General features: G+C 37.8%; 23 protein-coding genes and 1 pseudogene. All 24 read right to left on the bottom strand.

Annotated elements, in window-relative coordinates; genetic code table 11:
* Positions 1-40: 40 nt before the first annotated feature.
* The 24 genes and pseudogenes from pheT to HT669_RS08840 all read right to left on the bottom strand — a co-directional run bounded on the left by pheT (position 41) and on the right by HT669_RS08840 (position 26889).
* Positions 41-2446 (bottom strand): phenylalanine--tRNA ligase subunit beta, encoded by a 2406-nt coding sequence (gene pheT / locus HT669_RS08960; protein ID WP_050265977.1) that lies wholly within the window; start codon positions 2444-2446, stop codon positions 41-43.
* A 76-nt stretch (positions 2447-2522) separates the two neighbouring features.
* Positions 2523-3032 carry an N-acetyltransferase gene (locus tag HT669_RS08955; protein WP_000619957.1) on the bottom strand — a complete coding sequence of 170 codons (510 nt, stop codon included), beginning with the start codon at positions 3030-3032 and terminating at the stop codon, positions 2523-2525.
* Positions 3032-4078, bottom strand: coding sequence for a phenylalanine--tRNA ligase subunit alpha (gene pheS / locus HT669_RS08950; RefSeq protein ID WP_050265989.1), 1047 nt, complete (start codon positions 4076-4078; stop codon positions 3032-3034). Before pheS ends, HT669_RS08955 begins: the two co-directional genes overlap by 1 nt.
* Before the next feature lie 591 nt (positions 4079-4669).
* On the bottom strand, positions 4670-6085 hold the full coding sequence (locus HT669_RS08945) for a glycoside hydrolase family 1 protein (protein WP_000151847.1): 1416 nt from the start codon (positions 6083-6085) through the stop codon (positions 4670-4672).
* Positions 6086-6097: 12 nt separating this feature from the next.
* Positions 6098-7936, bottom strand: a complete 1839-nt coding sequence (locus HT669_RS08940; protein ID WP_054392952.1) for a beta-glucoside-specific PTS transporter subunit IIABC — start codon at positions 7934-7936, stop codon at positions 6098-6100.
* A 17-nt stretch (positions 7937-7953) separates the two neighbouring features.
* On the bottom strand, positions 7954-8793 hold the full coding sequence (locus HT669_RS08935; RefSeq protein ID WP_000584530.1) for a PRD domain-containing protein: 840 nt from the start codon (positions 8791-8793) through the stop codon (positions 7954-7956).
* A 299-nt stretch (positions 8794-9092) separates the two neighbouring features.
* Positions 9093-11876, bottom strand: a complete 2784-nt coding sequence (locus HT669_RS11255) for a DEAD/DEAH box helicase family protein (RefSeq protein ID WP_054392953.1) — start codon at positions 11874-11876, stop codon at positions 9093-9095.
* A 271-nt stretch (positions 11877-12147) separates the two neighbouring features.
* Complete coding sequence (locus tag HT669_RS08920) at positions 12148-12951, bottom strand: Fic/DOC family protein (RefSeq protein WP_023936623.1); 804 nt, start codon at positions 12949-12951, stop codon at positions 12148-12150.
* Positions 12952-13307: 356 nt separating this feature from the next.
* Positions 13308-13874, bottom strand: coding sequence for a hypothetical protein (locus HT669_RS08915; RefSeq protein WP_000253751.1), 567 nt, complete (start codon positions 13872-13874; stop codon positions 13308-13310).
* Positions 13864-15207: an AAA family ATPase gene (locus HT669_RS08910; protein ID WP_000778677.1), complete on the bottom strand. Its 1344-nt coding sequence runs from the start codon at positions 15205-15207 to the stop codon at positions 13864-13866. Before HT669_RS08910 ends, HT669_RS08915 begins: the two co-directional genes overlap by 11 nt.
* A 106-nt stretch (positions 15208-15313) precedes the next feature.
* Entirely contained in the window at positions 15314-17965 is a 2652-nt protein-coding gene (locus HT669_RS08905) for a valine--tRNA ligase (protein WP_166731068.1), read from the bottom strand.
* A gap of 126 nt (positions 17966-18091) precedes the next feature.
* The gene (locus tag HT669_RS08900) at positions 18092-19093 is read right to left on the bottom strand and encodes a virulence RhuM family protein (RefSeq protein ID WP_001002884.1); all 1002 of its coding nucleotides are present in this window, start codon (positions 19091-19093) and stop codon (positions 18092-18094) included.
* A 31-nt stretch (positions 19094-19124) separates the two neighbouring features.
* Positions 19125-20366 (bottom strand): hypothetical protein, encoded by a 1242-nt coding sequence (locus HT669_RS08895; protein ID WP_172922321.1) that lies wholly within the window; start codon positions 20364-20366, stop codon positions 19125-19127.
* A 155-nt stretch (positions 20367-20521) separates the two neighbouring features.
* The gene (locus HT669_RS08890; RefSeq protein WP_172929682.1) at positions 20522-20671 is read right to left on the bottom strand and encodes a hypothetical protein; all 150 of its coding nucleotides are present in this window, start codon (positions 20669-20671) and stop codon (positions 20522-20524) included.
* Positions 20664-21896: a beta-carotene 15,15'-monooxygenase gene (locus tag HT669_RS08885; protein ID WP_119947207.1), complete on the bottom strand. Its 1233-nt coding sequence runs from the start codon at positions 21894-21896 to the stop codon at positions 20664-20666. The genes HT669_RS08890 and HT669_RS08885 overlap by 8 nt, the downstream gene beginning before the upstream one ends.
* A gap of 5 nt (positions 21897-21901) precedes the next feature.
* Positions 21902-22057: a hypothetical protein gene (locus tag HT669_RS08880; RefSeq protein WP_004237269.1), complete on the bottom strand. Its 156-nt coding sequence runs from the start codon at positions 22055-22057 to the stop codon at positions 21902-21904.
* A gap of 30 nt (positions 22058-22087) precedes the next feature.
* Positions 22088-22285 (bottom strand): hypothetical protein, encoded by a 198-nt coding sequence (locus tag HT669_RS08875; protein WP_007284866.1) that lies wholly within the window; start codon positions 22283-22285, stop codon positions 22088-22090.
* Between the two features lie 296 nt (positions 22286-22581).
* The gene (locus HT669_RS08870; protein ID WP_031222973.1) at positions 22582-23160 is read right to left on the bottom strand and encodes an AAA family ATPase; all 579 of its coding nucleotides are present in this window, start codon (positions 23158-23160) and stop codon (positions 22582-22584) included.
* Positions 23160-23720, bottom strand: coding sequence for a GNAT family protein (locus HT669_RS08865; RefSeq protein ID WP_023933266.1), 561 nt, complete (start codon positions 23718-23720; stop codon positions 23160-23162). Before HT669_RS08865 ends, HT669_RS08870 begins: the two co-directional genes overlap by 1 nt.
* A pseudogene (locus tag HT669_RS08860) lies at positions 23707-24284 on the bottom strand (flavin reductase family protein). The gene HT669_RS08865 and the pseudogene HT669_RS08860 overlap by 14 nt, the downstream one beginning before the upstream one ends.
* A 282-nt stretch (positions 24285-24566) precedes the next feature.
* The gene (locus HT669_RS08855; protein WP_138703250.1) at positions 24567-24962 is read right to left on the bottom strand and encodes a helix-hairpin-helix domain-containing protein; all 396 of its coding nucleotides are present in this window, start codon (positions 24960-24962) and stop codon (positions 24567-24569) included.
* A 95-nt stretch (positions 24963-25057) separates the two neighbouring features.
* A complete protein-coding gene (locus tag HT669_RS08850) occupies positions 25058-25312 on the bottom strand; it encodes a DUF1912 family protein (RefSeq protein ID WP_023933271.1) in 255 nt (84 codons plus the stop codon).
* 9 nt (positions 25313-25321) lie between these two features.
* Positions 25322-26656, bottom strand: coding sequence for a DUF438 domain-containing protein (locus HT669_RS08845; protein WP_050971556.1), 1335 nt, complete (start codon positions 26654-26656; stop codon positions 25322-25324).
* Positions 26656-26889, bottom strand: a complete 234-nt coding sequence (locus tag HT669_RS08840; protein WP_000368739.1) for a DUF1858 domain-containing protein — start codon at positions 26887-26889, stop codon at positions 26656-26658. The genes HT669_RS08845 and HT669_RS08840 overlap by 1 nt, the downstream gene beginning before the upstream one ends.
* Between the last annotated feature and the right edge of the window lie 100 nt (positions 26890-26989).

Here is a 26989-nt window from a genome sequence, read left to right as displayed (position 1 = left end):
TGTTCATAAACTAGAGGGGGAATTTGTATCATACTATCGTTTAACGCACTTCTGCATTGATTTTTTCTTCGAGAGACGCTTGGATTTTTTCCATATATCGTGCGACTTCTTCGTCCGTTAAGCTGTCTTCTGGATTTTGGAAGGTCAAGCTATAAGCCATGGACTTCATACCAAGTCCCAATTTCTCACCTGAGAAGACGTCAAAGAGTTTGATATCTGTCAAACGTTTCACGCCGGCAGCTTGGATAGCATCTACAACTTCTTGATGAGTCACTTCTGCCTTGAGGAGAAGGGCAACGTCACGGCTGACTGCCGGGAATTTGGTGATTTCTACAAATGGAGTCGCTAGCTGAAGCGCAGCTTCGATAGCTGAAAGGTTAAGCTCAGCTACATACGTTTCTGGAATATCATAAGCCTTAGCAGTGACTGGATGCACTTGACCAAGGAAACCAAGAACTTGGTCACCGAGTGAAATCACGGCTGTTCGACCTGGATGAAGGCTAGCAATTTCAGCTGTTGCTGTATAAGTCACTGCAAGTCCCAAGCGAGTAAAGAGCGCCTCTAGGATTCCTTTAGCATAGAAGAAATCAACTGGAACTGCTGCTGTTTGGAAATCTTTTTCAGCAACCAAGCCTGTCAAGGCAAAGGCAAAACTGTTGATTTCATTTGGAAGTTCTTCTTTTGGATTACCTGTTTGTTCAAAGACTTTTCCAATCTCGTAAAGGGCCAAATTTTTGTTCTTACGAGCCACATTGTAGGCAACTGTATCTAGGATACCTGAGATCATATTTTGGCGGAGGACTGAACGGTCCACTGTCATTGGCCACATGAGTTCAGTAAGGTTACTTGGTTGAGCCGTAAACTCAACTGCTTTTTCAGGAGTAGTCAGAGCGTAGGTGATGATTTCTGTCAAACCTGCTCCTTCAGCAATGGTACGAACTTGACGGCGGAGTTTCTGTGTGGCTGTCAATTCACCTGCTGTACCATCGTCTTTTGGAAGGCTGGTTGGCAAGCGATCATAGCCATAGATACGAGCGATTTCTTCAAAGAGGTCTGCCTCGATAGTGATATCCCAGCGACGACGTGGGACGCTGACTGTAAAGCTGTCTGCATTTCCAGAAAGACCAAAGCCAAGACGACGGAAGACGTCTTCTACATCAGCATAAGAAAGATCAGTTCCGAGGACACGGTTAACATCAGCAAGAGTTGAAGAAACTTCTACGTCTGATGTGTCAAGTTCCCCAGCTGAAACAATACCTTTACGCACAGTCGCACCTGCAAGTTCCGCAATCAGGCTAGCTGCCGCATCAAGGGCTTCATTAACTGTTGCCACATTGATGCCTTTTTCAAATCGAGAAGACGATTCTGAACGAAGGTTCAGGCGACCACTTGTCTTGCGGATAGATTTGCCATTGAAAACAGCAACTTCAAGGACGACACGACTAGACTTTTCAGAGATTTCTGTTGCTTGACCACCCATAACACCTGCAAGGGCTACTGGTTTGTCTGCGACAGTGATAACTAAGTCATTCACCTCTAAGTCACGTTCTTCACCATCTAAAGTCACTAATTTTTCACCAGCACGCGCTTCACGCACACGGATGTCAGTCCCTTCAAAGGTATCCAAGTCAAAGGCGTGCATTGGTTGACCAAAGTAGAGCAGGATGTAGTTTGTCACGTCCACTACGTTGTTAATAGGACGGATTCCTTCGTTCATGAGAAGGTTTTGCAACCATTGTGGACTTGGTGCAATCGTCACATTATCCAAGATACGAGCTGCATAGTAAGGCGCCTTGTCTGTATCAATGCCCACAGAAAGAACATCTGCTGCAGCTTGGTCAGTTTCTGAAAGAGTAAATTCTTTAAAGTTGACTGCCTTGTCATAGATAGCTGCCACTTCGTGAGCCACTCCACGCATAGAAAGGGCATCTGCACGGTTTGGTGTGATAGACAGTTCGATGATTTCATCATCCAAGTCTAGGTATGAGAAGACTTCCTCACCTGGAACGGCATTTTCTGGCAAAATTTGGATGCCATCTGCGAATTCCTTAGGCACAACTGAGTCAGAAATTCCCAATTCGCCAAGCGAACAGATCATTCCAAGTGACTCTAAACCACGGATTTTTCCTTTTTTGATTTTGTAGTTGTCAGCGATGCGAGCTCCTGGAAGAGCCACCATAACCTTGATACCAGCACGCACATTTGGGGCACCACAGACGATTTGACGGGCTTCTTCTTCGCCAACGTTAACCTGACAAACATGAAGGTGAGTTTCTGGCACATCTTCGCAGGACAAGACCTCACCGACGACAATTTTTGAGAGACCAGCAGCCGGTGATTCGACACCTTCTACCTCGATCCCTGTGGTTGACATTTTTTCAGCCAACTCCTGTGATGGCACATCAATGTCCACCAATTCTTTTAACCATTTATAAGATACAAGCATAATTTAGTTCTCCAGAATGACCATTGCCACACTGGTTCTTTTCCTTTCCTATCATTTCAATAGAAGAATCCTCTTCTTACCTTAATTTCTTTCGCAGTAACCAATCCGTATCTACTTTTTGACCAACCATAAAATGATGTTGGCTAAATTTTTCAAAACCATATCGATTATAAAACGCTTGAGCTTTTGTATTATGCTCCCAAACACCTAACCAAGCCCAAGAAAAACTATTTTTTGTAGCAAGTTCAAGAGCAAATTCAAACAGTTGCTTACCGAATCCAAATCCTTGGAATTTTTGTAGCACATAGAGGCGTTGAATTTCAAAAGCGTCCTCTAATTCTCTCTCAGTTTGAGCACTTCCCCAGTTGACTTTGAGAAAACCAGCTATCTCCTCTTCATGCATAATGAAATAGGTTTCGGAGTCAGGATTTTCCAACTCAGTTGATAAAACTCTCAGACTATAAGCCTCTTCAAAGTATTCCTGTAACTGCTCTTCCGTATTATCATGAGCAAATGTTTCACGAAAGGTTTGTTTGGCAATTTTAGCCAACACCTCAACATCTACCATTTCTACTTTTCTAATCATTATTTAAACTGCTCTGAGAAGCGGACATCTCCTTGGTAGAATCCACGGATATCGTTGATTCCGTAACGGAGCATGGCTACACGCTCTTGTCCAAGACCAAAGGCAAATCCAGAGTAAACAGTCGCATCGATACCACTCATTTCAAGGACACGTGGGTGAACCATACCGGCCCCCATAATTTCGATCCAACCTGTTTTCTTACATACGTTACAGCCTTCTCCACCACACTTGAAGCAAGAAACATCCACCTCAACAGATGGCTCTGTGAATGGGAAGTAAGATGGACGCAGACGGATTTGACGCTCTTCACCGAACATTTTTTGCACAATCAACTGAAGGGTTCCTTGAAGGTCAGCCATAGAGATATTTTTCCCAACTACCAAGCCTTCGATTTGGTGGAATTGGTGACTGTGGGTCGCATCGTCCGTATCGCGACGGAACACACGCCCTGGTGAGATCATTTTCAAAGGACCTTTAGAGAAATCATGGGCATCCATAGCACGCGCTTGAACTGGAGACGTGTGAGTACGGAGTAAGATTTCTTCTGTGATATAGAATGTGTCCTGCATATCACGGGCTGGGTGGTCTTTGGGAAGGTTCATACGTTCAAAGTTATAGTAGTCTTGCTCCACTTCAAAACCATCCACGACTTGGTAACCCATCCCAATGAAGATATCTTCGATTTCTTCACTAGTTTGTGTCAAAACGTGACGGTGACCAGTCGCAACTGGATGACCTGGAAGGGTCACATCGATACTCTCGCTTGCTAATTGAGCTGCAACTTTCTTTTCTTCCAAGAGCTTAGCAGTTTCTTCAAAAGCTGCTGTCAAGACATCACGAGCTTCATTGACGTGTTTCCCAATGATTGGACGCATCTCAGCAGAAACATCTTTCATCCCTTTGAGGATTTCAGTGAGCGAACCCTTTTTACCAAGGACAGAGACACGCAAATCTTGCATCTCTTTTTCATTTTCAGCAGTAATCTGCTTCAAGCTAGCCAGCGTTTCTTCACGAAGCGCTTTTAATTGTTCTTCAATAGTTGACATAATTCCTCCATCAGTCGCTCGTAGATAAAAAGAAAACCACATGCCAAAAACTCCACTCGGAGCGTTGACACGCGGTACCATCCGTTTTCATCTGACAAGTCAGACCTTCATTTCTAAATCCATGCGCAAGTGAATTCACCCAGCTTTCATATAGAGAGCTTGCAGTCACGGCTCTCCTCCCTGATATACTTCCCTTGGGCTACTAGTCTTTCAGATTCCTATTCAATTACTACTTAGTTTATCAGATTTTTACCATTCTTGCAAGACCTATCTTACTTCTGCTTGTTAGCTTATTCTTATCTAACTTTATAGCGGATTGAAATAAGATGAAAACAAATCGATTGGGAAAGTAAAATTAATTTCTATAAACGTTTTAGCAATTGTTTCGTACTATTTTAGATTCAGTCTACTATATATAACCAATCTATCCTAAGTTAACTATTTATAATCGGCTCTCTGTAACAAAATTAAATTAATTAATCCCCCTATAAAATAAAGAGGTTTAGAATTTGATGTCTTCCAAACCTCTTTATTTCATATTTAATGAGATGCTGCCTTAACCGTGATAATATCTAATCATCAATAAACAAACTATTTGAATAAGGATTCTCCATTTGATTCAATCACTCCTTTATACCAAGTAAAGGACATTTTCTTATATCGATTGAATGTACCACTTCCATCATCGTTTCGATCAACATAAATGAGACCGTACCTCTTAGAAAGCTGTGCAGTGGACATAGAAACGCAGTCAATACATCCCCAAGACGTATAGCCCATAATTTCCACACCATCTTGTAGAGCTTCAGCTACTTGCAATAAATGTTCTTTCATATACTGAATTCTATAATCATCTTGGACTGTTAAGTTATTAAATTCATCTTTTATTAGTTGATCTTTAGCACCTAATCCGTTTTCTACTATAAATAATGGGATTTGATAACGGTCATAATATCTATTTAAAATTATACGTAGTCCAATTGGATCAATTTGCCATCCCCACTCAGAAGACTCTAAATAAGGATTTACTAAACCACCAATAATATTCCCTTGTCCTGAATTATACTGTGTTGGAAGAGCAGATTGAGTCACACTCATGTAATAGCTAAAGGATAAAAAATCTACGGTATAATTTTTTAATAACTCTGCATCTTCAGCTGCAAACTCTATGTTAATGTCATGTTCCTTAAAATATCTTTTTGCATAATTCGGATAATAACCTCTAACATGCACATCTGAAAATAGATAATTTAGATTCTCATACTCATGAGTCGCCCATACATCTTTTGGATTTGGAGTCATTGGATAAGCTGGCATAGCTAATACCATACATCCCACCTTAAACTCTGAATGAATCTCTCGAGCAATTTTTGTAACCAAACTCGAAGCGACTAACTCATGATGTATAGCTTGATATAATTCTTGTTTCGAAAGATTCTCCTTAGGTATATCTATTCCTCCACTAGTAAACGGTAATTCCAAAACAGAGTTTACTTCGTTAAATGTAAGCCAATATTTAACTTTATCTTTATACCTTTCTAAAACTGTTCGAGCAAATTTTTCATAAAAATGAATCATTCTCCTATCAATCCATCCATGATATTTTCTTGCTAAATATAATGGAGTCTCATAGTGTGAAAGAGTTACAAGTGGTTCTATCTCGTGAGCATGTAGTTCATCAAACAATTCATCATAATATTTCAAACCAGCTTCGTTAGGTTCTTCCTCATCTCCTTTTGGAAAAATTCTACTCCATGCAATAGAAGTGCGAAAAACATTAAAGCCCATTTCAGAAAACAAGGATATATCTTCCTTATATTTATGATAAAAATCAATACCTAATAATTTTAAGTTATCTTCTGTAGGATTTTCTGTTGCTTCTCCTAATCCACCTTTGGGTAACACATCCTGAACTGATAATCCCTTACCATCTTCATTATATGCTCCCTCTACTTGATTAGCTGCAACAGCTCCACCCCAAAGAAAATCATCTGGAAAAATGGTCATAACTTTCCTCCATTATAATATTACCAGTAATTCCTTAGAATGCTCGATTGTCTGATTATTAGGTAATACTAATACATCTAGAAAATCGTTGGTATTCGTTACAATTACTGGTGTAACTGTTTCGTAGCCTTTACTCTTGATTAAATTTAAGTCCATTTCAAAAATCAACTGATTTTTGAAAACTCTGTCTCCTTCTTCTACATGACTAATAAAACCTTGACCTTTTAGCTCAACAGTATCTAATCCAATATGAATTAGTAACTCAACACCCTCATCACTCTTCAATCCAATTGCGTGCTTAGTCAGAAAAATATTTGTAATTTTCCCATCAAATGGTGCATAAACCTTACCCTCACTTGGGATAATCGCTACTCCGTCTCCAATTAGTTTATCTGAAAATGTTTTATCCTGGACATCGCTTAACGGAATGATTTCTCCTGATATAGGAGAAAATATCATTTTTTTATTTGAAACTCCAACTTCAACTTCTAAATTGCTAGAACTCCCTTCTTCATCGATTCCAAATATATAAGCTAATACAAAGGTAATAACAACCGAAATGACTGCCACAATTAAAGCATTTACAATATTTGATGGCACATCAGAATAAATAAATTGAGGCAACGCTATCAAAGCTGGGACAGCAAATAGATATGCTTTAACACTAGTAAGACCTGCAAATAATCCCGCTAATCCACCACCAATCATAGCTGCATAAAGCGGTTTTTTATATTTTAAAGTCACACCATATAATGCAGGTTCGGTAATCCCTGCAAGTAAGGCTGAGAAACCTGCTGCAAAAGCAATTTGTTTTGTATTATTATTTTTACTCTTTAATGCAACAGCCATCGAAGCAGCCCCTTGAGCTAAGTTTGACCCTAACATTGCTGGAAGAATTAATACGTCTGGAGTAGCAATAGATGCCGCCAAAAAAATAGGTGCAAAAGCCCAATGCATTCCAGTCATAACAATAAATGGCATAATAGCGCCAAGAATAGCTAATGTAAGCCATCCAGCTACACCATACATTTGCCCAACTAGATTTGATAATCCTTCACCAACAATTACTCCAATAGGTCCGACTACAACTAAGGCAATACAGCTTGATACTAATAATACTAGCGTAGGTTGCAAAAAACTCTTAGTAACAGCTGGTGTTAATTTAGCAATCATTTTTTCAATATATTTCATCAACCAAACCATAATAAGAATTGGAACGACTGACGAACCATAACTAGCTGGTGTCACAGGTACACCAAATAAACTAAGAGGATTCCCTGATTGCACCATTTGAACAAAATTTGGATGGAGAAGTACACCTGCTACAGACATAGCTAATGTAGATGTTACTTTTAATTTTTGTGATGCAGAATAAGCTAATAACAGCGGTAAGAAATAATATGGAGCATCCCCAAAAAATGTCAAAAAAGCAATAGTCTGAGAATCTGATTGCAATATACCAAGCATTGGTAAAATAATTACCAAGACTTTCAGCATACCTCCCCCTAACATTGCTGGAATGATTGGAGTCATGGAACCAGCGATATATTCAATGATTCTTTCTAAAATATTCCCTTTGTGCCCTTGATCAACTGAATCTGTTTCAAAATTGCCAAGTTTAATGAATTCTTTATAATAATTGGCTACATCATTACCAAGTATAATTTGATATTGCCCATTCTTTTTCATAATACCTATTACACCTGGTATCTTCTTCACATCATCATCATTGACTAAATTTTCATCTTTTAATTCTAATCTTAAACGTGTTACACAATGGGTAACTCTATTGACATTTTTTTCGCCTCCAATTACATCGAGGATTTTTTGTACTGTATCTTTATAACTCATGGTATTCTCCTATTCTATTAATCTAAATTTTTTGTTAAACGACGAATATGAGCCATCAAATAAACTAATTCACTAGAAGTCAGCAAATAATTGTACTCAGTTTGTATAAACATTGCCACCTGTTCACCACATTCATATTCTCTAGGATATTTATTTTTCATTAATGCTAACAAGTCTTCATCATCATCGTCACAATAAGTTGTATTTTCAACCAAGCGATGGGCAAATAATTTTATATGAGTTATGAATCTATAATAATCAATAGAATCTTGGTTAAACTCAGTACAATAGAAATCTTGAATGATTTTCTCAATTCCCATAATTATTTCAGTGATTTTATACGACTCTTGAAAATTATTTTCTAAATTAGCATTAACAAAATGTAGCGCTATGAATGCAGCTTCGTCAATTGGAAGTTCAATACCTAACTCTTTTTTTATTATTTGTAAAGCCCTTTTCCCAAGCTCAAATTCTTCTTTATAATATTTCGAGATTTCCCAGCGTAGGGGATTCGAAATAATAATCCCTTCTTTATAACGTTCTATGCTCGAAGAAATATGATCCGTTAAATTAATATAGATAATTTCATCAAAATTATTACCCAATGTTATTTTACCTAGGTTAATTATTTTTTCGGTAATGTACACCAACTCCAAAGGAACGTTAATAAACATCTCTGTAAAACGGGTCATATTATCTCTATTTTTGAGAAAAAAACTTTTCTCAATATCAATTGGATTTACTTTATCTCCAATTTTTCTTCCAAAAGCTATTCCCCTTCCAAAAAGAAGAATATCGATATCTTTTTTACTTTGCGCAATTACGGCATTGTGGTTTAGTATTCGTTTTATGATCATAAAATTTCCCTTTTAAAATAAAAGGAACCTACTTAAAAACATCAAGAAACTTCTTCTGATGTGATTAAATAGGTTCCTGCTCACTTGTATTAGTGATAACATCCTTTTATTTCAATTTTTAATGGTGACATGAAGCTTAAATAATTAATAACTCTGTAACCGTTTTTATTTTATGATATTTCAATCTATTTGTCAAGTACTTGTAGAAATTTTTTTATTTTGTGTGATTCGAATGTGAAAATGTCAACAGCCTCACTAAAGAAATGAAAATCATACATAGAAATTTTTAAAAGTTTTCTCTATCGTAAACCTGCCACTAGTTCAGAAGCTATACTAGCTGATTCCAAACGTAATATGGTCATTTCATCTACCTTCCCTAATAATGGCATTGCGCCATACCAAACAATGGTCTTGTTTACCAAAAGAATAGGCGTGACTATTTTTGATTGAGTAAAAGATACTTTAATTTTCTGGCTCTTCAACTGGTCTAGCCATGCTTTATTTGCAACCGTCTCTGGTATACATATCTCAATTTGACTAATCCTAAATTCTTTTAGAAAATTCATCAGTTTTGTCTGGTGCACATAAGGTAAAATAAGCAGACATTCCTGTCTTTCCCCTGCCAAGTCCTCTCTCAACACCTTCTCATATCTACTATCAACATAAACGAATTGTTTCTCCTCACCCTCGATGACACGATAATCCATCTTTCGATAAGCTACTTGTCGTTTCTGAAACATCTTTTCTAAATAAGGAACATGAATATCCACATAATCGAAAATCCGCACCAAAGACTTATCCTTGTAGTTTCTATGAATCCGACCTGCATACTGAATTAAATTATTTTTCCAAGAAAAGGGTGCTGCCAATATAAGCGTGTCTAGCTGAGGCAAGTCAAAACCTTCGCCAATGTATTTTCCAGTAGACAATAAAACAAACCCTTTATCTAACTGTTCTAACGTCTCCATTAAACTTGTTCTATCTCGGACTTTGGTTTTTCCGCTAATAATATAACAGTCATCAACCTCTTTCTCTTTCAATAACTTTTCAAAGACATCTATCTGTTGAATTCGATTGACTAGAACCAAGATATTCCGCCCTTCTGCCACTTGGTCTAGAATATCCTTGATAATCAACTGATTCCTCACTGAGTCAGTAGCAATCCAATCACTAAGCTGTATAAAATTACTTGCTTTGGTCTTTTCAATCTCCAAATGACCAAAAGAAGTGAATCTTAATTGCAATTGCCGTTTAAAATCCGTTTCCCTCTTATCAGCAGTATGGAGTATCTCACCAATTCTCTGAAAAACAATAGGCTCATGACCATTCTTACGCTCAGGCGTAGCCGTCAAACCGTAAAGATACTTCCCTCTAAACTGAGCAACAACTTTTTCAAACATCAAGGCAGAGACATGATGACACTCATCCACAATCATCATCTCATACTCATCCAAAAGACTTTGACTATTTTCCAACTTAAATAGAGATTGGATCATAACGACATCAACCAGTCCACTCAACCATTTCTTAGTCCCACCGTACTGCCCGACATAGCCTATTACCCTTTCACGACCTGATGGCGTATAACGGGTAGCTTCTTCCTCTTCGAAAGTCAAAAAACACTTTAGGCGATCCAGCCACTGGTCTAAGAGTTGCCTATTATGAACTAGGATAATTGTTTTTGTTTTCCGTTCAGAGATAAGAGCAGCACCTAAAACGGTCTTTCCAAAACCGGTCTCCGCATGAAGTAAACCATTTTCTTTAGAAGTCATATCTGACAGGGCTAACTCTTGCTCAAAAGTGAGTTCTCCCTTAAATTCCACTCTAATAGACCTTTGTACCTTTCTCCTATCTTCCACAGATCCCTGCTCATACTCAATGAAAATCAAAGAGCAAACTAGGAAGCTAGCCGTAGGCAGTACTTGAGTACGGCAAGGCGAAGCTGACGTGGTTTGAAGAGATTTTCGAAGAGTATTAAATTTATCTTGCAATGGATACAGCAAACCTCTTGGCAGCCATAAATAATGATCGGATTCTCCAAATAAATACATTCGCTCAGGAATTTGATAGGTTGGCTGTCGCATAGCCTGCTTTAAATAAAATTCGGGATTAGAAAATGAAGCCATATTTTTCAAGAAAAACAGCGTCTTGGGTGTCACAGACGATTTTTCAAGTTGGATCATATTGGATAAGACGACCTTCAACTCCTTATCCAATTCTTCCTTACCTAACTCCTCTTGGATTAACAGTGCCACTTTAGCAGTTGAAACCCTCTGAATTTCTTGTAGATACCTCCATTGGTCTTCATAAGGCTGAAAATGTTCATCCACAAAGACCGTTCGCCCTTGATGATAAGCTTCTCCTTGAAAAGGAAGGGCAATCAAATTACCAAATCCACCTTTAGGAAGAACATCCTGATTTGGAAACATGCGATCAAAAGAATCAAAGGACAGTTGCATACTTTCCTGCATTGCCAGTTCTAACAGTTTCTTTCCAAACAAGCGAGCCTCTCGACTCGGAATCGCTTCCTCAAAGAAGAACCAAATATGGAGTCCGTGACCCGAACGAGAAATCTCTAAATGGGCTTCCATCTGGCGTTCCCTGGCTATTCTTCGAATGGTTAAACCAGCTTCTTTCCAATCTCCTTCATCCAAATCAAGTACCAAAAAATAACAGCTATCATCTAAGTGCATAGGAAAGATACCGATAGCTGTCTCCCCACGAAAATGAGATTTCAAAACGGAATCCGTCAATGTCTGGAAACTCCGTTTTTCAGGTGACAACTGCTTCCAACCATAATCATAGGATGGAAAATACTGAATTTTCCCTTGATCATTGATAAAACTCTTAGCATAAACATCAAAACGGCCAGCAAACACGGAGGTAAACAATTGTAATTTTTCTTGCGTCGTCAAGTGACTACTTTGAAGTTGGAACATCTCCTCGAACCGAGAGCGTTCCATAACAAACTGACTCTTGTCTTTAAGACGTTTACACAAGAAAAACTCACTATCCCCATTAAAAGAAGAAAAGACATCAAGTACTTCTACCACAATTCCATCCAAAGACACAAAAACAGCCATAACAATCACCTCCTTGATTCCTATAGGCTGATTATAACAAGAATAGCTGAAATTGTACACGAAAATAAAATCCGAATAGTACTCATTTTGTATGTGGCTAATATTCCGTCTCGCTCCGGAATGTACGAGGTAAATAGAGTTTAAACGAGCAGTCTATAAAATTCAAAAAACGCATATTATCAAGTGGCCTAAAACTTTGATGATATACGTTTTCTTGTGAGAATATTTACTTCATTTTTTCCTAAAATTCAATGTTTACTCAGTATTAGGATTATGAAAAATCGAGGTCTAAATCTAGATACATTTTTTCTGAAGACAAATCATTTTGACCACCGAGCAAGAGATTTTCAAAAAAAGCTGTTAAAAACTCAGGACGTCGCTGTAAAATCTTTGCATTATCTAATACCAAGGCATCACGAAAATACTTGGCATGTTGCTGAAATGGTGTATTATCAATATCAAAACCAAACTCACGAAGATACTGAATCAAAAAGACCGTTACTGTCCGAGTGTTTCCTTCGCGAAATGGATGAATCTGCCAGATTCCTGAAATAAAATGCTGGATTTGTTTAACCACATCCGCCTGAGTTAGTGTCGCATATGCAACTTGTTTTTCCTGATTAAAATCATAATCCAAGGTCATTTGAATCATGGAGTAATCAGAGTACACAACACTTTCACCATTCAAAACAGGTTCATTCTTTGTGATATTGGTCTGACGAAATTGCCCCACCGGAATAGAGGGTTCAAATATATCTTGAAACAACTCCTTATGAATAGCAAGTAAGGTCGCAGGACTAAAGCTAAAGCCTCTTCGAGACAATAGTTCTACAATACGTAGAGAAACCAAGTCTGCCTCTTCCGTACTTGCATCAATAGTATGGTGATAAGCCGTTGCATCCTCATAAACCTGCTCGTAAGTCAGTTCACCCCGGGACTGTTTCTCAGCCAAAGATTCCATATACGCTGATGGCACTAGATTGTCAACTTTCTGCAGACCAAAACCTATCCGCCATAAGTCACGCTTAGCTTCATAAGACAAGTTTGGGTTGTCAATGTTGTAAGTTGGTTGCATAGAAATATCCTTTCAATTGTTTTTCTGTGTCATCGGTAAATGGTGAAATTGGGGTGAACTATAAAAAACATTCATAATAAGTTCTATGAAGAAGTAATAAAAGAGTTATACTCAACATCCCATGCACTCATTTGTAATGCCTTTTGGATGAATGGTTTGATTAAATGAATAATTCTAGCTTGCATACTTATCAAACTCATAGGATACACCACTCTGAACTCGTTGGTTTGTTCAAATCCCCCAACACCTGAGAAGAAACTGCAATGTTGTACTTCTCAGAGCGGTTCGAACTTAGAGGGGTTGTTGTGTAGTGAGCTGGTTTTTAATCAAAGCTATAAAATTTTAGTATTTTAATTTTAACTGACTAAATTATTATTCTCTATAAATTCTATAAATTTTTCAGGGGGATATTTAAAAGATTCAATTCCATAAAAATCTTCTAAAGCCCTAAAATTTTCAACTTTATAAGGTGACTTACCACTTATTTTTGCCTGATGTTGTCTAATTTCATTTAAATGTCTTTTACCTTTTTGTGATTTAACTACAGTAACTGTCACTATTTTTTTATAATCAGTTTTTTGCAATCCATAAAAATTTTCTAGTAGGAACAAACTCGATAATATTTTAGCTCTAACGTTAGCATATGGAATATTTTTTGAATTCTTAAACTCTATTAAATATAATTTACTATCAGCATCTACAGGAAGAAGAGGCAGAATTGTATCTACAGATTGCCATTTATCAAAGCTATGTTTTTTAAAAATAATTTCTGAAATCTTATCAAAATTATAACAAGTATATTTAGAGTTTACCAAATTATAGTTAGAATCAGAATCATATGAGCAGGTTTTAATATCGCTACGACATTCAGAAAATCTAATATTAAAATCATGTAATATAGAGAAAATTATTTTACTCACCATCAAAATCCTCCGCTAGCTCCTCAAGGCGATTTAAAGGAACATACATTTGCTCATAAATCTTATCAATCGAGTCAGTAACATCTTCAATAGAACTATTAGCAAGATAATACTTAACAGAATCATTTGTATCATTTTTTTTGCTAAATATATCAATCGCTTCAACTAAATAAGGACTATGGGAATTGATTAAGATATGTAATCCAAATTCTTTCTGAAGTAATACTATAATTTCAGCAAATTTCAATTGCCATTCTGGATGTAAATGGACTTCTGGTTCATCTAAAATGAGTGTCCCATTTTCTCTAATCACACCATTTTCTAAAAGAGATTTAATTAAATAGAACGTTTTCATACCTGAAGAATAATTGATTATATTAAGTTTTTTTTCATCTTCCTCATCTTCTGAACTATTAACAATATCAGTCTTCAATATATGATTTATTTCATTAAACACCAAATTTAATCTGTCAGTTATCTTAGCTCGTAATGTGTAAGTGTTGTTTCTTTCATCTCTAAGCTGCTCCATTAAATGAGCATTATGATCCAATTTTAAATCAATTTTATTTAAAAATTCATTTAAAAATTTAGTTGAAAATTTATTTAAAAATTTAGTTGAAAATAAATTTTCAACTATTGCAGCAGCATCATCTATGTATACTACATCTGTTTTAAAATTTATCAATTTATCTGCAGTAGCTCTATTTTTGTTAACTTCAACATTTATTTGTTCATCTTTTATTCTTAAAGAAATTAGTCCTGTCAATGGGTCGTATATATTATTTATTTGATTATGAAATTCATCAGTTAAATGAGCAGTTAAAATTTGGTTAAAGATAGATTGGTCTGACTGAGATAAAATTTCTTTTATATTTTCAGATAAAACATTTAGGTCCAAATCCTTAATATTTAATACAAAGTATTTTGAATTTCGTTTATTGAATTCATTAATTGATTCAATGATACTCTTCTTAAGGGATTCATTATTATGTTCACTATAATTTTTATCAAGAAATATCAATAAATTTTTTGAAATGATTTTTGTCAATTCTGTATAAAGGAAACTCGGAACGATTCTTCTAGCAATCCCTATTTCAGAATTATTTTTACGATTCATTTCGATATCAGAGAGATAGTCTTCTAAAAAATCATTAATTGCTTTAGTTCGATCGTTAGAAATTTTTTTTATAACATCATAATTGGCACTAAATATTGAAAATAAAGAACGACTTATTGTACTTTTTCCAGTGCCATTTTGACCTGCAATAACTGAAATTCCATTTATTTCAATTTCTGCATTCTTTACATTACCTATATTTTCTATTGTTAGTTTCATATATATTCTCCTTTCACCATGGAGGCAGTACTATCAGTTTAACACAAACTACATAAAAAAGCAGGTGTGAGGTGTAAATCATCTTCCAAGTATATCTCACTTCACACTACTTCACCAACTTCTTCATATCATCAATACGTGCAACTGTCGCGTCGTATTTGGCTTGGTAGTCGGCTTGTTTGTCGCGTTCTTTTTGGACGACTTCTGGTTTAGCATTGGCGACGAAGCGTTCGTTAGAGAGTTTCTTGCCCACCATATCTAGTTCTTTTTGCCATTTAGCCAGTTCCTTGTCGAGACGAGTCAGTTCTTCTTCGACATTGAGGAGGTCTGCCAGTGGCAAGTAGATTTCTGCTCCTGTGATGACGCTTGACATTGCGAGTTCAGGTGCAGGGATGTTTGATGCAATTTCCAAGTGTTCTGGATTTGTGAAACGTTTGATGTAGTTGACATTGCTGTTAAAGAAGGCTTCCAAGTCACTATCGCTAGTCTTAACAAGGATTGTGATTGGCTTACTTGGTGCTACGTTTACTTCCGCACGCGCATTACGAACGGCACGGATCAAGTCTTTGAGACTTTCCACACCAGTGTGAGCCGCAAGGTCTTCAAAGGCTAGATTAACAGTTGGGTATGCAGCTGTCACGATAGAGCCTTCTGAGATTTGTCCAAAGATTTCCTCTGTCACGAATGGCATGATCGGGTGAAGGAGACGAAGAATCTTATCCAAAGTATAAAGGAGAACAGAACGCGTGATGACTTTCTCTTCTTCGTTGTCACTATAAAGGACTTCCTTGGTCAACTCAACATACCAGTCCGCAAACTCATCCCAGATGAAGTTGTAGAGGATGTGTCCAGCCACACCAAACTCAAACTTGTCAAAGTTGGCAGTTGCTTTTCCGATGGTTTCATTGAGGTTGTGGAGAATCCAGCGATCTGTGACATTTCCAGCTTCCTTGTTGGCAACTTTTTCCACATTGGCAGTTGCTTGCTCAAGGGTCAAGCCTTCATTGTTCATGAGGATGTAGCGAGAGATGTTCCAAATCTTGTTAATGAAGTTCCATGAAGCATCCATTTTCTCGTATGAGAAGCGCACGTCTTGACCTGGTGCAGAACCGTTTGAAAGGAACCAACGAAGGGCATCCGCACCGTATTTCTCAATGACATCCATTGGGTCAATCCCGTTACCGAGAGATTTAGACATCTTGCGTCCTTGCTCGTCACGAATAAGACCGTGGATCAACACGTTTTGGAATGGCTGACGGCCAGTGAATTCCAAAGATTGGAAGATCATACGAGACACCCAGAAGAAGATGATGTCGTAACCTGTAACCAAGGTTGAAGTTGGGAAGTATCGTTTGAAGTCTGCTGAGTCGACATCAGGCCAGCCCATGGTTGAGAATGGCCAAAGGGCAGAACTGAACCAAGTATCCAAAACGTCTTCGTCCTGAGTCCATCCGTCTCCTTCTGGAGCTTCTTCACCGACGTACATTTCACCCTCAGCATTGTACCAAGCAGGGATTTGGTGACCCCACCAGAGCTGACGTGAGATGACCCAGTCGTGGACATTTTCCATCCATTGGAGGAAGGTATCGTTGAAACGAGGTGGGTAGAATTCTACCTTATCATCTGTGTCTTGGTTGGCAATGGCATTTTTGGCCAATTGGTCCATCTTAACGAACCATTGCGTAGATAAGCGTGGCTCCACCACTACACCTGTACGCTCTGAGTGACCAACACTGTGGACACGTTTTTCGATTTTAACGAGGGCACCGATTTCTTCCAACTTAGCCACGACTGCCTTACGAGCTTCAAAACGGTCCATGCCTGCAAATTCGAAGGCAAGCTCATTCATAGTTCCGTCGTCGTTCATAACATTGACTTGTGGCAAGTTGTGTCGTTGACCAACCAAGAAGTCGTTTGGATCGTGGGCAGGCGTGATTTTAACAACACCAGTACCAAACTCGGGATCGGCATGTTCGTCTGCAACGATTGGGATTAGTTTATTAGCGATTGGAAGGATGACGTTTTTACCAATCAAGTCCTTGTAGCGTGGGTCTTCTGGATTGACCGCAACCGCAACGTCCCCAAACATGGTCTCAGGACGAGTGGTCGCAACTTCAAGGGCGCGAGATCCGTCTTCCAGCATGTAGTTCATGTGGTAGAAGGCACCTTCGACATCCTTGTGGATAACTTCAATATCAGAAAGGGCTGTGCGTGCAGCTGGGTCCCAGTTGATGATGAATTCACCACGATAGATCCACCCTTTCTTGTAAAGGTCCACAAAGACCTTACGAACAGCTTTTGACAAACCTTCGTCAAGAGTGAAACGCTCACGAGAGTAGTCTACAGAGAGCCCCATCTTACCCCATTGTTCCTTGATAGTAGTGGCATATTCGTCTTTCCATTCCCAGACTTTCGTCAAGAAAGACTCACGACCCAAGTCATAGCGGGAAATACCCTCGCCACGCAAGCGCTCCTCAACCTTAGCCTGAGTGGCAATCCCCGCGTGGTCCATCCCTGGAAGCCAAAGGGTATCAAAACCTTGCATGCGTTTTTGACGGATGATGATATCTTGCAAAGTCGTATCCCAAGCGTGACCAAGGTGAAGCTTCCCAGTTACATTTGGTGGTGGAATCACGATTGAATAAGGCTTAGCCTTTTGGTCTCCTGAAGGCTTGAAAACATCGGCATCAAGCCATTTTTGGTAACGACCAGCCTCAACCTCGGCTGGATTGTATTTAGGTGAAAGTTCTTTAGACATGTGTTTGTCCTTTCTAGTTAATATCTTTAAATAAAATTAGTATGTAGAAGATATGCCTTGATTCAGCACATCTGATTTTTTCAGTATCTTCTATTAGTAAAAAAGAAACTGTATAAAAATTTTACATTAACTTTCTCTCATTATCTTCAGAATATGTTTATCAAAGTCCGATATAATTTTTTGAGTTCGGTTAAATTTTTCATACTCTTGGATGGCTTTTGAGTCTGCTTGTTTCTTGGAAATGCTTCCTTTTCCTTCTAAGATTTCATATTCATTAAAGGATAGAAAGCGATCAATACTATCTGCCAATCCTCGCATTGTAAACGTATTACGGCGCTCAACTAAACCCTCGATATAATCAAAATAGGCTGTAACAGTTCGCTCTAGTTGTCGAATTTCTTTTTCTTGCAAATAATTTTTGGCTACCGTTACATCTGATTTGAGCACTCGTCCATCAGGTGCATGTTTCCAAGTAGTTAATCCCATTTTTTCTTTACTAGCATCAGCTTGCTGATAGATAATTTCTGCAGCCGTACTTCCAGTAATTGCATAATGAAATTTATTTTGCACCATAGCATAGAAGTTTTTAGTAATATCCGAGTTTCGATCATAATCTATGGCACATTCGGCAAAGATATCCGTAATTTGTTGATAGATTCGGCGCTCGCTAGAACGAATAGAGCGAATTCGTTCTAAAAGTTCACGGAAATAATCTTGTCCGAAAACTGTCTGTCCTTGTTTCAAGCGTTCATCATTCAAAACAAAACCTTTGATGATAAATTCTTTCAAGGTCTTGGTTGCCCAAATTCTAAATTGAGTAGCCTTGCTGGAATTTACGCGATAGCCAACTGAAATGATAGCATCCAGATTGTAATATTCAAGTTCACGTCGGACAGTTCTATTTCCCTCTTGTTGAACCTGTGCAAATTTTGCACAAGTTGACACCTTATCCAACTCACCACTATCATAAATGTTTTTTAAGTGCTTTGTAATGACACTTCGTTCAACTCCAAAGAGCTCTGCAAGACCTTTTTGAGTCAACCAAAGATTTTCATCTTGTAAAAGGATATCTAGCTGAACGTCGCCATTTGGTGTAGTATACAGGATGAAATTAGAAATTTCATTCAAGACAATTTCACCTCCCCCCTTCCATAAACAATTACTTCTCTTTCTTAAACTTTATGCCGTTTTCTTTCAGCTTTTTAACGGTTACGGGACCAATTCCCTTCAAAGCGAGAACTTCTTTTTCAGTCCATTTTTTGAAATCTGAAGACGTACGAATCCCATTTTCAACAAAGATGTGAACAAAATCCATCCGAATTCCCTTCATTTTTTCCTCGCTCATAAAGGAGTACCAGTCGTTTACCTTGGATAAACTTCTTATCATACTGGAATGATTCGAAAATACTGGTTTACGACGGAACTTCTTGGATTCGTTTGTTAAAAATTTCGTTAAAATAATATTTTCTAGTAAATAATCAAACAGAGGATACAAACTAGCTTGTAGCGATTCAACTGAATTTGAACAATAGCATTCTTGGTCTTCTATATCTATAACTTTGAATTGCCAATCTTCCTCTATAAAGAATTCAACAGCTTCATCATTTATTTCCACTAATTTTGCAAATAGCTGACTTGCTTCTTCAATTTTTCCTTGAGAAAAAGCAGAGATGATGGCATGAATAAGAATGGTATCATCCCGTTTCCCTTTATTCAATTCTTCACGATAGAAACGCTCAACCTTTAGCTCCTGACCGGTGATATGATACAAGGAAAGCATACAGAAGACAAAATTAGGAGGAAACCGTTCTGGTCGCTTACTCAAATATAGGTCAATCAATTCTATAGCCTTAGAATTGAAGTTCTCCATCATATAATACTCAATCAGAAACATCAGAGCAGACAGGATAGAGCGTGCTTCAAAATAATTCCAACTATTGTATCCATTCACTTTCCATTTTTCTAAAACTAGAATTTCAAAATCCAATACTTTTTTAAAAGTTGACAAATCAAAATCTTCAACTTCTGATAAGAATAAATGAAAATCAGCAGCAAAATAATCTGGATTTATTTTTAAAACTTGCTTTAACAATTTATTTCGCTTCTGTGTATTCGGAGTATGCATAGCTTCTCTAAATAAAGCATGATCCTGATTCCAATCAAAAGTCCTATTTTTCAGTTGGTAATTGATTAGCTGAACATCTGGATACTCTCCGTGTTCATCAGCATATTGCATCACTGCTGTATGTAGTTCATCGAAATTTTGAATGGTACGACGTTCTACAAAAGTTGGATTTTTGACCATGATTTCTGTCCAAGCAGCCTCTTCTTCAGAAATAACTTTGATATCCAACTTTTGCTGGCGTTTTAATTCTTTTTTTCTATTTTTCTTTTTAGGCATCTATTTTCCCCTTTAATTCATCCTGCAATAGATTCGACTCAACTGACTTAGATATCCTTCGGGACTCAGCTACAGGCTTGAACGGGAAATCTAAGCTTCTTTGTGATTCGTTTACTTTGAAGGTTGTACCCCAGGTGTGATTAAGGTAGAGTTTTCTAGTTACGTTTGGTGGTGGTAATCACAATTGAATAAGGCTTAGCCTTTTGATCTCCTGACGGCTTGAAACCATCCGTATCAAGGCATTTTTGGTAACGACCAGCCTCAACCTCGGCTGGATTGTATTTAGGTGAAAGTTCTTTAGACATTATTTTTTCTCCTTTTATGAATATTTATTTTATATCTACGATTTATTAATATACTATGCATATTGTCACGATACACGTAATATCCATTATAGGTGTTTAAATAGAAATATTGTAATAACCAAATTATAATCTTCCCAATAACTAATGATAATATGAAACAAACGAAAATAATTATAGTTGAGGCAAATAATTCAGACATCCAATCAGCTTCGGGAGTTATAAATTCGACCAATTTCTTCTTAATCTTTAAACCCCAAATAATTTCGGTTAACTTTGGAATAATACTCAACATTAATAGAGTAAGAAAACCATATAGTTGAGTTCGATAGAGGTGTCTATCCATTTTCTCAGTTCTTATTGGTTTTTTCTTATGTTTTTTTGTATCGAATTGAGAATTTATTTCTCCAATTAGACTAGGAATTAAAATTGGCAAAAACCATGTTAAAGCATTTATTAATTCATTTTCAACTTGATTAAATACTGCTAACAGTAATATACAGATTGAACCAATTAACCATGATGCTATTACTTCTTTGGTATCTTTTGCACCATGTCTAATTAGATTATAAATCATCCACCAGCATATTAAATAAAGTGCAATAAGTGAACTGAACATAAGAATGTCAGTTATTAAATCAGAATGAAAATCAATAACATTAGAAATAAAGTAATAAATATAGATATAATACCATAAAAACGAAATAATAAGCATCGTGGCATATACATTCCACAGTGTCTTTCCCTTTACGATATCTATTTTATTAACTTTTTGAAATATCTTGATTGATCCTACAGTTTTTATAACAGATAATACAAATGGTAATATTAAAAGTATTACAATGATAATCCAGTTATTTATGTGATTTTTACTTATGCCATAATTAATAAAAAAATATTGAGATAAGTTGATTAAAGTTGATTCAACTAGATTTAGGTTATAAAGAATGTAAGTCAAGATTCCGCAAAATATTCCATCCCATGCGTTCATAAAAGCTAAAGATTTAGTACTTTTAGTAAGAAAAACTCTAAACTTATTAAATCGATTTTTATAGTTAAACACATATATTAGTATCAAGGCAAATTGTAAAATTATAACTAATTTAAAATCGGTAAGACAGAATACAATTAGAGATATTATTGGAAAATACGTTAGCGCATACATAAGTATTTTCCAAGTTTGAGCAAAAAGATTCTTCAATCTATTGTCAGTATTAAAATAATACATTAATTTCAATCTTTGCCTCCTAAATCTAATCTAAAGGTTGGTAAATCAAAATCTTCAACCTCTGATAAGAATGGGTGAAAATCAGCAGCAAAATAATCTGGATTGATCTTTAAAACTTGTTTTAACAGTTCATTTCGCTTCTGTGTATTTGGAGTATGCATAGCTTCTCTAAATAAAGCATGATCCTGATTCTAATCAAAAATCCTATTTTTCAGTTGGTAATTGATTAGCTGAACATCTGGATACTCTCCATGTTCATCAGCATATTGCATCACTGTTGTATGTAGTTCATCGAAATTTTGAATGGTCCGACGTTCTACAAAAGTTGGTTTTTTAGCCAGTAGTTCTGTCCAGACAACCTCTTCTTCAGAAACGACTTTGATATCCAACTTTTGCTGGCGGTTTAATTCTTTTTTCTATTTTTCTTTTTAGCCATCTATTTTCTCCTCTAACTCATTCTTCAATAAATCAAACTCTACCTCTGCTGTATTGGATATTCTTACGACCTCGGATACAGGCTTAAATGGGAAATCCCAGTTTCTTTGTGATTCGTTTACTTTGAAGGGTGTACTCCAAGCGCGATTAAGGTAGAGTTTTCCAGTTACATTTGGTGGTAGGAATCACGAACGAAAAAGATTGAGACTTTTGAACTTCTTGAGTCTTGAGAACGTCTTCATGAAGTTGTTTAGATATGTGTGTGTCCTTTCTCTATTGTATTCATTTTATTTTGAATTTGCTTAGCAGCTTCTTCTGCAGACAAATTCGTATTATTTATTTTAAAGTAGTGGTGCAACTCATTCGGTTGATATTGGGAATTTAATTGAAGTGTTTCAGCGGTCTCTAAAATTTCTCTTTCAGATACCTCAATATGCCGTTTTAAGGGTTTGTGCTTTAATCGATTCTCCGTTCGATTTCGACGTATGCACTCTTCAAGACTTGTTTCCAACTCAACAAAAAGAATCTCTTGATGATAATCATCCAACAAATTCTGAATTTGCTTTAAATACATCAGCTGATACTGATTTGAAAAATCAATTACATCTGTTAAAATTACTGATCGCTGATTTCTTGCACTTGCTCCAAGGAATGAAAAAGTGATTCCACGAACAAATTCCCACATTTCCTCTGTATAGTCCTGATAGATTTCTAGTGCAAAATCAATGGCTTGATGGTTATAAAATAGGGTAGCATCCGTCAGTCGAGATAATTCTTGACCAATGGTCATTTTTCCTGATGCTGGAGCACCAATGATGAAAAGATGCATCAAATCACCTCCCACTCGCTCTTCAGCAAGCCATATATCAGACTGTCACAGCGGTTTCCTTGAACATCCTTTCGGTCTCTTATGCGAGCTTCGAGGGTAAAGCCAAGCTTTTCCGCGACTCGTTTACTTTGAAGGTTATATCCAAAGCAAGTTAGTTCAATCTTGTGAAGACCCAAATCTTTAAAGGCTAAGTCAATCAAGGCAAGCGCTGCTTCTGGCACATAACCTCGCCCCCAATAGTCTGGGTGTAAGGTATAACCGATTTCCAGCACATCATCTTCATGGCGATGGTTGAAATCGACAGAGCCAACGATCTTATCCGTTCCTTTGACGACAATCCCGTAGCCTGCTGGGAGATTTTCCTTTTGATTACGCTCCGGAAGAATGTGCTCCAGATAATAAATCTCATCTTCCAAGGTCTTGACTGGAGGAAAACCTGCTGGATAGGCGACCTCTGGCAAACTAGCGTAGGTATGGATATCCTCAGCATCTGCCACTGTACGAACTCGTAGGACGAGTCGTTCGGTTTCTAATCGTTCTGGTAATTCAGCTCTTGACATCCTTCATCCTCGCTTTCTTAATGAAGCTCCCCATAGGGTCTACTCGGTCATCTAAATAGCGATAAACGCGCTGGTGGCCATCCCCATAAAGTAAGTAGGTGCAAAACGGTCATTTCTAAAATGTCCCTTTTCATCCAAAAGTTCTGGGTCAACAAATCGCTCAACAATCTTAGCGAAAATATGACAAATTCCCTCTTCCTCATCAATCCTATCTACCTGACATTCTAACACGACTGGACAAACCTCTAAAATCGGTGCCTGAGTCCGTTCAGAAATCTCGTAGTCTAGCCCCAGGTGTTTCAATTTCTCTCTATGACTGATAAAACCAGCCTGCTCCATCTCGAGCATGAGATTTTCATCAGGAATATTCACAGTAAACTTCTGGTAATGCTTGATTTGCTCAGCCGCATTTTCCTCAGCTCCGACACCAATGGCTAGCCAATCTCCCAAGCTATAAGAGGAGCTACAGGTCGTAATATTGTGTCCAAAATTCTGATCCTGATACCCCAAAATGAAGATAGGAAAACCATAATAGAGTTTACTTGTTTTAAAAGATTGCTTCATAACAAGCTCCTTTGACTAAGACGCAAAAGAAAATCCCTGCCATCTACATGACAGGGACGAATGTGTTTATCCGCGGTACCACCCAATTTCGGGCCAAGCCCGCATCTTTAGTCTTTAAAATAAAAAGACAGAAATATTTCATTTTTTCAGTCATTAGCAACCAGTTTTGACACATTTGTGGACTTCTCAGCGCCGCCACTTTCTGTAAAATGTGGGATTCAAAACACCTCTAATGGCTCTATTGTAGCAAGTTTTTCTCGGAAATGCAAGACTAAAGAAAAATTACTTGAACTTGATGCTATTTTCTTTCAATTTCTTGATGGTAGCTGGGCCGATTCCTTTCAAGGCAAGGAGTTCTTTTTCAGTCCAGTTTTTGAAATCTGAAGCAGACTTGATTCCTTCATCATAGAAAGTCTTGGCACGATCAAGTGGAAGTCCACCCAAATTTGCTGCAAAATCTTCTACAGAATTAACTACTTTTTGAGCTTGCTCTTTGGTAGCTTCTACTGCTTGTTCAACTTTTTTAGAAACAGCCTTACCAGCTGCGCTTGCTGACTGTTCTGCACGCTTCACGACTTTTTTTGTCTCATCTACAACCTTAGTCACAGTACTTGAAAAGGCACCTGCGCGACGGAGGCCATTTCGCAATTGTTTTTTACGATTGAGTTTCTTTGACATGATAAAATCCTTTCAATAAAAAATCCCTGCTCTGACAAGGATTTAACATAAACATTCTATCAAGATTTTAGTGAAAAATCAAGAATCTTTCTCGTTTAATAATTTCGCTCACCAAACAAGCCTTCTGGCAAATCATGGAATCCCTTGCCTACTTTGAAGTTTTCAAACTTACCAAGCAAGAACAGATAAGCATCCAAGCGACTCTCGTAGCGAATCATGGCATCTTTGGCACGCTCGTCCTGGTCTTCTTCGTAAACTTTTTGGCTTTCCTTGTGCGCCATGTCGTTAATCATGATTTGGGTATTGACCCAAGCTTCAAATTCCTTCATAAATTCTTGTTCGTAACTCATTTTTTCTCCTTATTCTAATCCACGGAAATAGTCCGTATCAATCTCACGGTAGGGATGGATATCCTGAACGTATTCCAGTACACCTTGGAATTCTCCGTTTTCATCGTGTACTGCAGCATAGGTGATGTGGACAAACTTACCTCGCGACTCAGACTTGAACCACATTTCATACTTGTCCTTGGTCCCCTCACGAAGTCCCTTCATGATAGCCTTGACCTTGTCCAAATACTTAGGCGGATGACAGAGTTCGACATTGCGCCCGACTTGGGACGGCGTTCGTTTGAAAATCATCTCATCAGCTGGCGTATTGTCATTGTAATACTGGAAAATATCGTCTTTATTGACAAAGGTAATTTCCATGGGGAGGTGATTGAGGATGAGATTAGCCTGCTCGACTGAAAGATAGCCATTACCAAAAGACTGCTGACTATGGCGGTCCAGCACTGCTTCCTTTTCCTTAGGGGTAAAGGTAATGGTAAACTGTCCTTCTGGCGTATCAATAACCTGCTGAACTTGACCCTCTGCCGTATCTAGCTGTACAGGCTCCTCTTCACTCTTTTCCTCAACAAAACTCTGGCGTTCTGGCACCCATTTCTCAGACGGACGGATAATAGCATAGCCATAGGCATCGCTCTCCTCCGCAATCTGAAGCCAGTCATCCTGAGTAAAGGACTCAAGGAGAATCATGAGAAGGATAGATTCTTCCTTGAAAATCATACTTTCAAACTCTGTCGCAAAAGCTTCAAAAGCTTCTTTTACGCTGCTAATTGACACTTCTGGTAGTGACTTGGCTGTCGCTAAAGCTGTTTGAAAGAGTTCCCTGATCTGATCATCCACTCCCCACATAACTTTTGGAGGTGAATCGTGTCCATAGCGCTCCATGATGGGGAAGAAGAGCTCTTCCTTACGTTGGTAATGGATGTCAAATTGCCCCAAAAGACCCATCTGACGCACCAAGCCCTTGCGCATCTCCGCCAGCATTTCTTCATCTTCCATAGACTCATAGGTATCCAACAATCTCCGAATACGAATCAAGGCCGCACGGAGGGCTAGATTTTCTTCTTTGAAAATCCGAACTGGGTGACCTGGGTGCTCGGTATCTGCAACTTCGACATCCTTAACAGCATTTTTAAAAAGATTGGCATGAACATCACAGAGTTCCATGACATCTTCAAAGGTGACACCTGAGTCTGAGTTCATCAGCTCGTGCTCCATAAGGGAAATCTCGATGGCTGAAACACCTGTAAAGGTCGCATCAAAGCGCTCCTGAACCGACTCAGGAGAGGAGCCATTATGCAATTCTAACAAAATATCCCGCAGGACATGAATTCGTTCATCTGCCATTAGTCTAACCCAATCACTTCGTAACCGTTTGCTTCCAGCGTGCGGACAATCTTGTCCATAGGAGTTCCTTCAAGCTTAGAACCTTGTTTGAGCGATACTTTACGACCAACTGTGTTGCGCATTAAAGGATTGGCAAGGGGTTTAAAACCCAACTCCACTAGAATTTCCAAGACTTCTGGATGCTTGTCCACCACTTCTGCAACGGGAATTGACACATCGATGATATTGTCCATGACGACCTCCTTTGTATGTTCTAATACTCAATGAAAATCAAAGAGCAAACTAGGAAGCTAGCCGCAGGTTGCTCAAAACAGTGTTTTGAGGTTGTGGATA

The organism is Streptococcus sp. 2100 (genome assembly GCF_013276335.1).
Lineage (GTDB): Bacteria > Bacillota > Bacilli > Lactobacillales > Streptococcaceae > Streptococcus > Streptococcus pseudopneumoniae.
The sequence above is the reverse complement of the archived record's forward strand: the minus strand, read 5'-3'. Positions and strand labels throughout refer to the sequence as shown.